Source organism: Micromonospora inaquosa (assembly GCF_003857055.1).
Classification (GTDB): Bacteria; Actinomycetota; Actinomycetes; order Mycobacteriales; family Micromonosporaceae; genus Micromonospora; species Micromonospora inaquosa.
The window spans coordinates 1-12,391 of the sequence record NZ_QGSZ01000369.1 but is presented as its reverse complement, the minus strand read 5'-3'; the positions used below and the strand labels follow the sequence as shown (position 1 = coordinate 12,391).

Here is a 12,391-nt window from a genome sequence, read left to right as displayed (position 1 = left end):
TCCTGGACGTCGAGGAACCGGGCCCGCCCCGCCCGGTTTCAGCTGGTGTGCTCCCCCACCGGCACCGAACCGGGCAGGCCGAGACCCCTGACGGCCGCCGCGATCAGGGCTTCCGGCGGCGACGAGAGGTCGAGGACGAGCACCGACTCGTCCGGCTCGGCCGGTTCCAGGGTGGCGAGCTGCGACTCCAGCAGACTTGCCGGCATGTAGTGCCCCTCGCGCTGGGCCAACCGGGCTCGGATGACCTCCACCGGCCCGTCCAGGTGCACGAAGTCCACCCGCAGCGGGCCCTGGCGGAGCACGTCCCGGTAGGACCGCTTCAACGCCGAGCAGGCCAGCACCGTCGAGCGGCCCTCCGCGCCACGCTCGGCGATCCAGGCGGCGATGTCGGCCAGCCAGGGCCACCGGGTGGCGTCGTCCAGCGGTACGCCGGAACGCATCCGCGCCACGTTCTCCGGGGAGTGGAACTCGTCCGCCTCGGCGAACGTCAGCCCGGTCGTCGCGCTGATCCCGCGCGCCACAGTGGTCTTGCCGGCCCCGGAGACGCCCATCACCACGACGTGCCGGGTGGGCTGGGCACCGCGCCGCTCACCAGTCATGAACCGTGCCGTCCTTGAGCCGGTTGAACGGCAGGTACGCCGGCTCGTACGGGAACCGGGCCGCCGCCTCCTCGTCGAGCTCCACCCCGAGCCCCGGTTGGTCGCCCGGGTGCAGGTAGCCGTCGGTGAAGGTGAACGACTGCCGGAACACCTCGTTGGCCAGCGGGGTGTGCTTCATGTACTCCTGGATCCCGAAGTTGTGGATGGCCAGGTCCAGGTGCAGCGCCGCGGCCATACCCACCGGGGAGATGTCGGTGGGGCCGTGGATGCCGGACTTGATCTGGTACTGGGCGGCGAAGTCGAGCAGCTTGCGCATGGCGGTGATGCCACCGGTGTGGGTGACCGCGGAGCGAACGTAGTCGATCAGCTGCTCGCGGATCAGGGTCTGGTAGTCCCAGACCGTGTTGAAGACCTCCCCGATGGCCAGCGGCGTGGTGGTGTGCTGGCGGACCAGCCGCAGCGCCTCCTGGTTCTCGGCCGGGGTGCAGTCCTCCAGCCAGAACAGGTCGTACGGTTCGAGGGCCTTGCCGAGTTTGGCGGCCTGGATCGGGGTCATCCGGTGGTGACCGTCGTGCAGCAGCGGCAACTCCGGGCCGAACTCGTTGCGCACCGCCTCGAAGACCGACGGCAGGTGGCGCAGGTACGCCCGGGTGTCCCAGTCCTCCTCGGCGGGCAGCGGGGTGCGCTGGGCGGGTTCGTAGTCGTAGCGCTGGCCGGTGGAGCTGGGCTGCGCGGCCACGCCGTAGACCGCGTTGATTCCCGGCACCGAGGTCTGCACCCGGATCGACCGGAATCCCTCGTCGAGGTGTTGGCGGATCGAGTCGAACAGCTCGGGCAGGTCCCGCCCGGACGCGTGGCCGTACGCCATGATGCCGGTGCGGGACGCGCCGCCCAGCAGTTGGTACAGCGGCATGCCGGCGGCCTTGGCCAAGATGTCCCAGAGCGCGACGTCCACCGCGGCGATGGCGGCCATGGTGACCGGGCCACGCCGCCAGTACGCCGACCGGTACAGGAACTGCCAGGTGTCCTCGATCCGGTGCGCGTCGCGCCCCATCAGCAGCGGGGCGACGTGGTCGCGCAGGTACGAGGCGACGGAGAGCTCACGGCCGTTGAGCGTGGCGTCGCCCAGACCGGTGATCCCCTCGTCGGTGGTGATCTTCAGGGTGACGAAGTTCCGGTCGGGGCTGGACACGATGATGTCTGCTGCGACGATCTTCACGGGGTGCCTTTCGTTCTTGCCGGTCGGGGTCTCACCACTCCGCGTAGGAGCCGTCGGGGTGCCGCCAGGTCGGGCTGCGCCAGGCGTGCCCGCGCTTGTCCGCGGTCCGCACCGCGTGTTCGTCGATCTCGATGCCGAGGCCGGGTGCGGTCAGCCGGGACACGTACCCGTCCACGAAGGTCAGCGGAGTCTGGTCGAGGCAGTAGTCGAGCACCTCGGCGCCCTGGTTGTAGTGGATGCCGATGCTCTGTTCCTGGATCAGGAAGTTGGGGGTGGCGAAGCCGACCTGGAGGCAGGCGGCCAGTGCGATCGGCCCGAGCGGGCAGTGCGGGGCGAGTTGTACGTCGTACACCTCGGCCAACGTGGCGATCTTGCGAACCTCGGTGATGCCGCCGGCGTGCGCGAGATCCGGTTGGGCCACCGCGATGCCGGCCTGCAACACGGGCAGGAACTCCTGCCGGTTGTAGAGCCGCTCCCCGGTCGAGATGGGGGTGGTCGTGCAACGGACCACCTCACCGATCAGGTGCGAGTTCTCCGGCACCACCGGTTCTTCCAGGAAGAACGGTCGGTAGGGCTCCAGCAGCGGGGCGACCCGCCGGACGTTGGCGAGGGTGAACCGGCCGTGGAAGTCGACAGCGACGTCGCGGTCGTCGCCGAGGACCTCGCGGGCGGTGGCCACCCGCTGCACCACCGCGTCGAGGTCGGCGACCGAGGCGAGCGCGCCCATCCGACCGGACGCGTTCATCTTCACCGCGGTCAGGCCCGCCTCGATCCGGGCGCTGATCTGGTCGCGGATCTCGGCGGGCTCGTCACCACCGATCCATCCGTAGACGCGGATCCGGTCCCGCACCGGCCCGCCGAGCAGTTGGTGCACGGGGGCGCCGTAGTACTTGCCGGCGATGTCCCAGAGCGCCTGGTCCAGACCGGACACCGCGCTGGCCAGGATCGGGCCACCCCGGTAGAAGGACCCCTTGGTCAGCACCTGCCAGTGGTCCTCGATGCGCAGCGCGTCCCGGCCGATGAGCAGCTCGCTGAGCTGGTGGACGGCGGTGCGTACGGTCTCGGACTGGCCCTCGCAGGTCGCCTCGCCCCAGCCGACGATGCCGGATTCCGTCTCGATCCGGACGAACAGCCAGCGGGGCGCGACCAGGAAGGTCTCCACGATTGCGATCGTCGTCATGCCCCGGTCAGCCCTTCGTTGCGCCGGCGGTGAGGCCGGAGACGACGTACTTCTGCACGAACAGGGCGATCAGCATGATCGGCAGGGTGACCACTGTCGCGGCGGCCATCAGGCCACCCCAGTCGATGCTGGCGTAGCCGACGAAGTCGAAGATCGCGACGGGGAGCGTCTTCGTGTCGGAGCCGGAGAGCACCAGGGCGAACATGAAGTTGTTCCAGGAGAAGATGAAGGAGAGGATGCCGGCGGTCGCCACGCCGGGCAACGACAGCGGGAGGGTGATCCGCCGGAACGCGCCGATGTGGGTCAGCCCGTCGACCAGGGCGGCCTCTTCCAACTCGGCCGGCAGTCCGTCGAAGTAGCCCATCATGATGTAGACGATCAGCGGCAGCGACACGAACATGTGGCTCAGGATCAGCACGCTGAACCCGCCGACCATCTTCAGGTTCGAGAAGACGTAGTACCAGGGCACCAGCAGCGAGACACCGGGAATCACCCGGGCCATGAGCACGACGAGCGCGGACTTCTGCATGGTGAACCGGCTCATCGAGTACGCGGCGGGCACGCCGAGGACCAGCGAGAGCGTGGTGGCCGCGAACGCCACCCAGAGGCTGTTGCCGATGAACTGCAGATAGTTCGCCTGCTGGAGGACGGTCTCGTAGTTCTTCAGGCTGGGCGAGAAGACGAACGCCTTGGCGGTGTCGTAGATGTCCACGTTGGTCTTGAACGACGCGGCGACCATCCAGAGCAGCGGCGCCATCAGCGCGAACACCACGACCACGAGCGCCGAGTTGCGGAACACCCGGTACGGCTTGCTCGGCTTCATCGGCCCAGCCCCTTCTTGCGATAGGTGAGGGCCCACATCACCCCGATGATGATCAGGAAGAAGATGATGAGGACTGTCGACGAGACGCCGTAGTCGTTGTAGTCGAAGCTGAGGCCGTACGCGTACACGTTGAGGGTCTCGACCTCGTGGAACGACCCACCGCCGCGTCCCTTGGTGGCGTAGAGGATGTCGAACGTCTTCAGCGCGTCGATGCCGCGCAGCAGGATGGCGACGATCACCGTGGGCATCAGCAGCGGGAGGGTGACGTGCCGGAACCGCTGCCAGCTGCTGGCGCCGTCGATCCGGGCCGCTTCCTGGGGCTCGTCGGAGAGCGAGGTGAGCCCGGCGAGCAGGATCAGCACGACCATCGGGGTCCACTGCCAGATGTCGATGAACATCGTGGTCGGCAGGGCCGAGTGCTGCCCGGCGAGCCAGGGCTGGGGGCCGATCCCGACCCAGGCGAGCAGCTGGTTCGCCATCCCGATGGTGGGGTCGAAGATCAGACGCCACATCATGCCGACCGCGACCGGGGTGGCCACCAGCGGCAGGAGGATCGCGACCCGGACCCACTTCTCACCGCGGAAGGGACGCCACAGCAGCAGGGCGATCGCCATGCCGAGGATGACCTCGAAGAACAGCACGACGCCGGTGAAGAGGACGGTACGCCAGACCGCCGGCCAGAACCGGTCGGTGTCGGTGAGCACGTCGAGGTAGTTCTGGAAGCCGATGAACTCGGACTCGGCGCGTACCGAACCTTCGGCGTCGGTCAGGCTCAGGTACCCGGTCCACGCCACCGGAAAGATGATCAGCACGGCGACGAACGCCATGGCGGGTGCCGCGAAGAGCCACTTGCGGTAGTCGTTGGCCCAACGCGACCAGGCCGACGTCGTGTCCAGGGACGTCGGTGGTGCCTCGGGTGAATCGGTACGGGGGGTGAGAACGGCTGACATTGAGATCTCCGGGTTGGCGGGGTCAGGTCCCGGCGAAGCGGCGGAGCCGGTCGGCCCCGCCGCTCAGCGCGTCGGTTACTTCGCTTCGTCGTCGAGGAACTTCTGGAACGCCGCGTTCGCCGTCTCGGCCGAGCCGGCGGCGTCCTTGCCGGTGATCGCGTCGACGATCGGCTGGCCGACGATCTCCCGCGCCTCGGCGACCTTCACCACCAGTGGACGGTCGTGCCCGACGCCGTTGGCGGTGCTGGCCGTGTTCGCCTCGGTAAGATCCTTCGGGTAGGAGGCGGTACCCGCCGGGTTGGCCCAGACCGAGGTGCGGGCGCCGGGCACACCGGCGGCCTGCTGCGCCAGCGCCTGCTCCTTGCCGGCCGCCCACTGGATGAACTTCCAGGCGTTGTCCTTGTTCTCCGAGCTGTCGTTCACCCCGAGCGCCCAGGACGGGATGTTGTACGGCTTCGATCCGGCCGGGCCGGCCGGGAAGGCCGCGAAGCCGACGGAGTCGACGACCTTGGACTTGGTCGGATCGGTGGCGTTCTTGTAGAGCGAGTTGGCCTCGGTGTAGAAGGCGGCCTTGCCCTGCGTGAAGATCGCCATCGCCTCCGACCAGCTCATGTCGGTGCTGATGTTGTCCGGGCCGTGGTCGCGCAGCAGTCCGCCGTAGTAGGCGTACGCCTGCTTGGCCTGCTCGGTGTTGACGGTGGCCTTCCCGCTGGAGTCCACGAAGTCGCCGCCGAAGCTGAAGAGGAAACTGGAGAACTGCGTGACGGCGGCGGCCTTGCCGGTACGAGCGACGAAGCCGGCGACGCCCGGGTTGTCGGCCTCGATCTTCGCGGCCTGCGCCTTGAGCTCGTCAAGGGTCTTGGGCGGCGCGGTGAAGCCGGACTTCGTCAGCAGGTCCTTGCGGTAGTAGAGGACCTCCTGCTCGGTGATGATCGGCAGCCCGACCACCTTGTCCTCATAGGTAGTCGCCTGCATCGGCCCGGCCTGGAAGTCGCCGATCTCGAAGGCGCTGTCGGACTTGACCTTCTCACTCAGGTCGGCGAGGTACTTGTTCTTGGCGAACAGCTTCCCCTCCTGCAGGGGCCGGTACATCATCACGTCGAGGTCGTCGGACCCGGCGTTCAGCTTGACGTTGTACTGGTCGGAGAGCTGGTCCTCACCGAGCTGGGTGACGTCGACCTTGAGGCCGGACTGCTTCTCGAACTCCGGCAGGGCCTTCCTGATGTTCTCGGTCCACACGTGGTTGACCAGTGTCACGCGAACGGTCTTGGAGTCTTCGCCGCCGCCGTCGCCGCCGCAGGCGGTCAGGCTCATGGCGGCGGCCACGGCCAGAGAAGTGCCGATTACCGATCGACGTCGCACGCTTGTCTCTCCTTCTGTCGTGGCCGCCGCCCCTGTGGGAGCCGCTACCTCGGTGTTACATCCGCTTAACATCGGGATGCTAGGCCGAAAAAGCGGATCATTTCAAGAGGGAGATCTAACTGATACGATCTTTGTGTGGAACCGTCCTCACTAGACGTTGCAGCCGCTCAGACCCGCCCTGCCGAGACGGGGCTGCACGCGCGCGTCCTGGAACACCTCGGCACCGCCATCTGCGGCGGCGAGCTGGCACCCGGGGCGGTCCTCAACATCGACGAGCTGGTCGACCGGTACGCCGTGTCCCGCTCGGTCGTCCGCGAGGTGCTGCGGGTGCTGGCCTCGATCGGCTTCATCGAGGCACGCCGACGGGTGGGCGTGATGATCCGGCCGGCGAGCGCGTGGAACGTCTTCGACCCGCAGGTGATCCGCTGGCGTCTCGCGTCGGCCGGCCGGATGGCCCAGCTCCGGTCGATCACCGAACTACGCACCGCCGTCGAACCGCACGCGGCCTTCCTGGCCGCCAGCCGCATCGGCCGGGACGAGGCGAGCGACCTCGTCGGGCTGGCCGCGAAGATGTGGGCGGCCGGCGAGGCCGGCGACGAGGAGCGCTTCCTGCACCTCGACATCGAGTTTCACCGGCGCGTCCTGCTCGCCTCCGGCAACGAGATGTTCGTCCGGCTCCAGGAACTGGTCGCGGAGGTACTCACCGGCCGGCACAAGCACCACCTCATGCCACACCACCCGCACGAGCAGGCCCTGCAGATGCACGCCGACGTCGCCCAGGCGCTCCAGCGACGCGACGGTGAGCGCGCCCGGCAGGCGATGGTGCAGCTGATGGAGCAGGCTTTCGACGAGATGAAGTCGCTGTGGGAGCAGACCGCACTGCCCGACCGCAGCAGGGGGTAGCGCCAGGAGGGCCGGCCCAGTGGGCCGACCCTCCTGGCACAGTGCGGATTCCTCAGTCGGTCCGGGCAGGCAGGCTCCGCACCAGGACCGGAATCATCACCGTCGCGGCGACGAGGTGCAGCCCGAGGAGGGCGGCGATGGTGGCCGCGTTCGCCCCCGAGACGAACGGCGGGATCAGCGAGAGCGCGGTCAGCGACACCGCCGTCCACCCGAACCGGTCGGCGGGGCGCGCACTCCACTCAAGGAGAGCGACGGCGATGACGACCCCCACCACCGAGAAGAAGCCCGTCACCACGGCGAACCCGGACAACGGGATTGTCTCCCCGCCACCGTCGGGGATCGCGAAGTCGACGCCGACGGCCTGGGCCAGCGCGGCGGCGAGGGTGGTGGCCACCATCGCCGCGAGCGTGGCGACCAGGCCGGTGCCGGCAAGCCCACCCAGCCGGTGACCCCGGCTGGGCCGGCCCGGTGCCGGGCCAACGACGATCCGGGCGTCCTTTGTGCTGGTCATGTCGTCTCCATCAACGGGGAACTGGCGTACCGGATGAGTTGACTGGCGTGGGACGGCAGGTGGCGTACAGACACGCACCGTCGCCGTGCGACGGCCGGGGTTGCGCAGAGCGCGGACGCCGGTTCCGCGCAGCCAGAACCCGGCGTCGCGTCCGAGGACCGGCCCCGGTTCGCCGTCGCGCAGCTCCAGCTGCACCCGCCCGCGGGTGACGACAGCGAACGCGTCGTACCACTGCGCCCCGACCACCGCCGCACGGGCGCCACCGGGCAGCGTGAGCGTCCGCATCGGGACTACTCCGTGCCGTCCGCCGGCAGTCGCTGCGGCAGACCGAGCCGCGGGAACTGGTCGGCGTGAAAGATGAAGACCTCGGTGATCGCGCCTCCGGTGATGCGCAGGACGTCGATCGTCAGTGGCAGGTACGCGCCCTCCTGCTCGCGCCAGTGATAGAAGGCGACAGCGGGTTGCCGGTTCACCGAGGTGGGGACCGCACGCAGGCCCGTCATGCCGTCGAAGCCGTCCTCGACCCAGCTGCTCACCACCGCGTCGCGGCCGACGTACAGGCCCGGCGTGGGCGGCATCGAGGAGCGGGCGTCGTCGCGCAGCATGGCCGCGAGCGCGTCGACGTCCGTGGCCACGCTGGCGTCGGTGAAGCGGCGCACCAGCTCGCGCGTCGCGGCGTCCTCTTCGCCGCCGACCCAGTCCTGACGCTCGGCGGGCAGGTGCTCCCGCATCCCGGCACGGGCCCGCTGCAGCGCGCTGTTCACCGAGTTGACCGAGTCCCCGAGCAGCTCCGCGACATCCTTCGCCGGCCAGCCGAGCACGTCGCGCAGGATCAGCACGGCCCGCGGACGCGGCGCGAGGTGCTGGACCGCGACCAGGTACGCCAACTCGATCGTCTCCCGCGCGACGGCGACGGTCTCCGGCTCGTCCGCGTCGCCCGCGGGCAGCTCGTCGAGCAGCCGGTCCGGGTAGGGCTGCAACCACAGCACCTCACCGCCGCTCGCCGGCTCCGGGCGGCGCTTGGCGAGCAGGTCCAGGCAGGCGTTGGTGGCGATCCGGTACAGCCACGCCCGGAACGTCGACCGCCCCTCGAACGTCTCCCGCCGCCGCCAGGCCCGCAGGAACGTCTCCTGCACCGTGTCCTCGGCGTCCTCGAACGACCCGAGCATCCGGTAGCAGTGCACGTGCAGCTCCCGCCGGTGCCGCTGCGCCAGCCCCGAGAACGCCGGTTCGTCGACCTCGCCCAGACCACTCACACCCCGCTCCTCCAGCCGCGTGTCCGCACTCATCACGTCATCCTTCCGCGTCGTCATGTCCTGTCGGAGGTATGACGGGCGCGGACGCGACAACTCATCACCCGACTCTGATCGGGATGACGAGAGGTGCCGGAATCATGCGGGCGGGTGCGCGGCGGAGCGGTGACGCGCAGGCGCGGACCTACCGAGCGGTGCCGCCGCCCGATCGACCCGCGCCGGCGGCGGAGGGCCGGTGTGCGATGCGCGGCGCCCGCACGGCGGAGGCGTTGCCGGCGCCGGGGCGGTAGTCCCGTGCCGCGCTGGCCACCATCTCGTCGGCATCGCGCGTGAGCGCCTGCCGGATGTGCGACGGAACGACGTCGGACGTCGCCATCGCCAGTCGGACCTGCACCGCACGGTCGTCGACCAGGCGCGCCAGATCCGCCTCGCTCAGCTCGACGGCCCGTACCAGCGCGGCACGGACGTCGACCACCGGGTCCGCGGCGAGCACGCTGCGCTGCTCGGCGGTGGTCCGTGGGTTGCGGGCAACCCCCTTGCGTACGCGTGCGGTGCGATCGGCCAGCAGGGCGGTGATCACGTCGGGGTCGTGGGTGTGGGTGGCGAGCCGTTCCCGTACCTCGGGTGAGACGTCGTCGATCAGCCTGGCGGCCAACTCCGGCTCCAGCTCCCGACTCTCCGCCAGCAGACCGCGAAGCTCCTTGTCCGAGGTCTGCGCCATGACCTGGCGGATCGACTCGTCACAGGCCGGGTTGCCGGCGACCGCCCAGCGGACCCACCGGTCGGCGTCCTTGACCAGACGCATGAGGTTGGCGATGGAGGTGGAGGGGTTTCGCGCCACGGCCTCCCGGACCTGACGGTCGTGGTCGCGGGTGAGCGGTCGCAGGGCCTGCGCGGGAGCGTCGGCCCGAGCGGCGACCGCCTTGCGGACCAGCACCGACGGGTCGGACGCCAGGTCGATAAGGGTCATTTGTGGCGTTGTTGGGTCCTGAGCGAGGGCGAGCCGAGCGTCAGCGCTGCCACCGATCGGACGGTGGGCGGTGGTGCCGGACTCGCTGTGACGGTCGGCCTCGCCGACGTCCTGCTGTTTCCCCATGGCGCAATCATGTCACGCGCCCGGTTCGGCAGGACCGGCCGCGGGCGGGACCGGGGCGGGTAGGCGCAGGCCGGACATGCCGCCGTCCACCGGCAGCGACGAACCGGTCACCGACCCGGTCGCGGGCGACGCGAGGTACACGACGGCGGCGGCCACCTCGTCGGCGGTCACCAGGCGACCGGTCGGCTGCCGGGAGGCCAGCTGCCGCTTCTCCGCCGACGGGTCGGCCGCGCCGGCGAGCAGCCGGGCCACCCAGGGCGTGTCGACGGTGCCGGGGGCGACACAGTTGACCCGGACACCGTCGGTCACCAGGTCGGCGGCCATGGCGAGGGTGAGGGCGTGCACGGCGCCCTTCGACGCGGAGTACAGGGCGCGGCGGGGCAGGCCGACGGTCGCCGCGATCGAGGAGATGTTGACGATCGCCGCGGCCGCCGACCGGCGCAGGTACGGCAGGGTGACGGCGCTGGTTCGGGCCACGCCGGAGACGTTGACGTCGAGCACCCTGCCCCACTGCTCGTCGTCGTCGTCCTCCACCGTGCCCACGGCCGAGATGCCGGCGTTGTTCACCAGGATGTCGATGCCGCCGAACGCCGCCGCGACCGAGGCGACGGCCGCGCTGAGGGAGGACCGGTCGGCCACGTCCGCCCGGACGCCCAGTACCCCCGGACCCTCCGGCACACCGGACAGCTCCAGGTCCAGCACACCCACCCGGGCGCCGGCGGCGGCGAACGCCCGCACACAGGCAAGCCCGATCCCCGACCCGCCGCCGGTCACCACCGCCACGAGACCGTCACACCGCATCAGGCGTCCCGGAGCGTGCTGCGCTGCCGGCCGAGGCCGTCGATCTCGACCTCCATCACGTCACCGGCGGCCAGGTAGGGGAACCGGCCAGACAGCGCCACCCCCTGCGGGGTGCCGGTGTTGATGACGTCGCCCGGGTCCAGCACTGTGTACTGCGACAGGTGCCAGACCAGGTACGCCACGTCGAAGATCATGTCTTTGGTGCTGGAGTCCTGGCGGGGCTCGCCGTTGACCCAGGAACGCAGCCGTAGCGCCTGCGGGTCGCCGAGCTCGTCGGCGGTGACCAGCCACGGGCCGAGCGGTTGGAACGTCTCACAGGACTTGCCCTTCGACCACTGGCCGCCCGAGACGGCGAGTTGGAAGTCCCGCTCGGAGACGTCGTTGGACAGCACGTAACCGGCGATGTGCCCGAGGGCGTCGGCCGGTGAGGCGAGGTAGCGGGCCTGCCGGCCGATCACCACCGCCAACTCCACCTCCCAGTCGGTCTTCGTCGATCCGGGCGGGATCAGAACCTCGTCGTACGGGCCGACGACGGTGTTGGGCGCCTTGTAGAAGATGATCGGGTCGGTCGGTGGCGCGGCACCCGATTCGGCGGCGTGCGCGGCGTAGTTCTGCCCCACGCAGAGCACCACCCCGGGCCCGGCGATCGGTGCGCCGACCCGCTGACCGCTGACGTCGATCTCGGGCAGGTCGGCGGCCTCGCGAACCCGCCGGATGCCGTCGCCGGCGAGGAACTCGCCGTCGATGTCGGCGGTGACCGACGAGAGGTCGAAGTGCCGCCCGTCGACGTGCAGCACGGGGCGTTCCCGCCCCACGGGCCCGACGCGCATGAACCTCACGAATCAACCTCCAGTCAGTTCACCAACAATGCGAGCTTTGGCCTCAGGCCAGCCTATTTCCTATAGGATATTGCTTTGCTAGTGTGTGTACCCGCTCACACCGGCACAGTCAAGGGGCTGCTGAGGAGACGAGATGACCCAGCAGGAACCTCGCGAGGGTCGACTCCGTCCGGCCCGACGGCTCACTCTCACCGAGGACGTCTACGAGTCGATAAAGACGCTGGTCATGGACCACATCCTTCCCCCGGGCGAGCGGGTCAACATCGACGCGCTCGCCCGGGAGTTGGACGTCTCCCCCACCCCGGTCCGCGAGGCGCTCGCCCGGCTGGAGGCCGACGGCCTGGTCCGTAAACGCCCGCTCTCCGGCTACACCACCACGCCGCTGCTGAGCCGTGCCGAGTTCGACGACCTGTTCGCCGTCCGCCAACTGTTGGAGGGCGCCACCGCCGGGCGGGCCGCCACGCACGCCTCCGTCGAAGCCCGCCAACGGATCAGCGCCGAGGCGGCGGCGAGCATCGACGTGGAGGCCGGCGACGGATATCGCCGACACGCCGCCTTCACCGCGCTGGACGCGACGTTCCACGACCTGATCGCCGAGGCCTCCGGCAGCCCACTGCTGCGCGACACGATCACCCGGCTGCACTCACACCTTCACCTGCACCGGTTGTATTTTCCGGTCACCGGCGCGCTGGACACCAACACCGAGCACCAGCGCATCGCCGCCGCCATCGTCGCCGGCGATGCGGCAGCCGCCACCGCGGCGATGCGCGCCCACCTCAGCGCCGCCCGGGAACGCCACCTGCCCGCCTTCGACCGGCTCCCCGCCCCCGCAGCACCGCGCGATCCGGCGTGACC

13 protein-coding genes are annotated in these 12,391 nt (G+C 69.9%); 2 read left to right on the top strand and 11 right to left on the bottom strand.

What is annotated here, in order from left to right; all coding sequences use genetic code 11:
- Positions 1–38: 38 nt before the first annotated feature.
- The 6 genes from DLJ59_RS33565 to DLJ59_RS33540 form a co-directional block, all read right to left on the bottom strand.
- Positions 39–599 carry a gluconokinase gene (locus DLJ59_RS33565; protein WP_124778134.1) on the bottom strand — a complete coding sequence of 187 codons (561 nt, stop codon included), beginning with the start codon at positions 597–599 and terminating at the stop codon, positions 39–41.
- Positions 589–1,818, bottom strand: a complete 1,230-nt coding sequence (manD, locus tag DLJ59_RS33560; protein WP_124778133.1) for a D-mannonate dehydratase ManD — start codon at positions 1,816–1,818, stop codon at positions 589–591. Before manD ends, DLJ59_RS33565 begins: the two co-directional genes overlap by 11 nt.
- A gap of 31 nt (positions 1,819–1,849) precedes the next feature.
- Positions 1,850–2,998, bottom strand: a complete 1,149-nt coding sequence (gene dgoD, locus DLJ59_RS33555) for a galactonate dehydratase (protein WP_124778132.1) — start codon at positions 2,996–2,998, stop codon at positions 1,850–1,852.
- Between the two features lie 7 nt (positions 2,999–3,005).
- Positions 3,006–3,821, bottom strand: a complete 816-nt coding sequence (locus DLJ59_RS33550; RefSeq protein ID WP_124778131.1) for a carbohydrate ABC transporter permease — start codon at positions 3,819–3,821, stop codon at positions 3,006–3,008.
- The gene (locus DLJ59_RS33545) at positions 3,818–4,771 is read right to left on the bottom strand and encodes a carbohydrate ABC transporter permease (protein ID WP_208648923.1); all 954 of its coding nucleotides are present in this window, start codon (positions 4,769–4,771) and stop codon (positions 3,818–3,820) included. Before DLJ59_RS33545 ends, DLJ59_RS33550 begins: the two co-directional genes overlap by 4 nt.
- A 75-nt stretch (positions 4,772–4,846) precedes the next feature.
- Positions 4,847–6,133 carry an ABC transporter substrate-binding protein gene (locus DLJ59_RS33540; protein WP_244236370.1) on the bottom strand — a complete coding sequence of 429 codons (1,287 nt, stop codon included), beginning with the start codon at positions 6,131–6,133 and terminating at the stop codon, positions 4,847–4,849.
- Positions 6,134–6,268: 135 nt separating this feature from the next.
- On the opposite strand from DLJ59_RS33540, the gene DLJ59_RS33535 reads away from it, so the two are divergent.
- Positions 6,269–7,036, top strand: coding sequence for a FadR/GntR family transcriptional regulator (locus tag DLJ59_RS33535; protein ID WP_124778129.1), 768 nt, complete (start codon positions 6,269–6,271; stop codon positions 7,034–7,036).
- 52 nt (positions 7,037–7,088) lie between these two features.
- Here DLJ59_RS33535 and DLJ59_RS37780 read toward each other — a convergent pair whose 3' ends face one another.
- The 5 genes from DLJ59_RS37780 to DLJ59_RS33510 form a co-directional block, all read right to left on the bottom strand.
- Entirely contained in the window at positions 7,089–7,832 is a 744-nt protein-coding gene (locus DLJ59_RS37780; protein WP_124778128.1) for a DUF6069 family protein, read from the bottom strand.
- 5 nt (positions 7,833–7,837) lie between these two features.
- On the bottom strand, positions 7,838–8,839 hold the full coding sequence (locus DLJ59_RS33525; RefSeq protein ID WP_425271481.1) for an RNA polymerase subunit sigma-70: 1,002 nt from the start codon (positions 8,837–8,839) through the stop codon (positions 7,838–7,840).
- A 145-nt stretch (positions 8,840–8,984) separates the two neighbouring features.
- The gene (locus DLJ59_RS33520; RefSeq protein ID WP_124778126.1) at positions 8,985–9,896 is read right to left on the bottom strand and encodes a hypothetical protein; all 912 of its coding nucleotides are present in this window, start codon (positions 9,894–9,896) and stop codon (positions 8,985–8,987) included.
- 12 nt (positions 9,897–9,908) lie between these two features.
- Positions 9,909–10,697, bottom strand: a complete 789-nt coding sequence (locus DLJ59_RS33515) for an SDR family NAD(P)-dependent oxidoreductase (protein WP_208648922.1) — start codon at positions 10,695–10,697, stop codon at positions 9,909–9,911.
- On the bottom strand, positions 10,697–11,527 hold the full coding sequence (locus DLJ59_RS33510; RefSeq protein ID WP_425271480.1) for a fumarylacetoacetate hydrolase family protein: 831 nt from the start codon (positions 11,525–11,527) through the stop codon (positions 10,697–10,699). Before DLJ59_RS33510 ends, DLJ59_RS33515 begins: the two co-directional genes overlap by 1 nt.
- Before the next feature lie 142 nt (positions 11,528–11,669).
- Between DLJ59_RS33510 and DLJ59_RS33505 the strand changes: the two genes are divergently transcribed.
- Positions 11,670–12,389: a GntR family transcriptional regulator gene (locus DLJ59_RS33505; RefSeq protein WP_124778123.1), complete on the top strand. Its 720-nt coding sequence runs from the start codon at positions 11,670–11,672 to the stop codon at positions 12,387–12,389.
- Positions 12,390–12,391 lie beyond the last annotated feature (2 nt).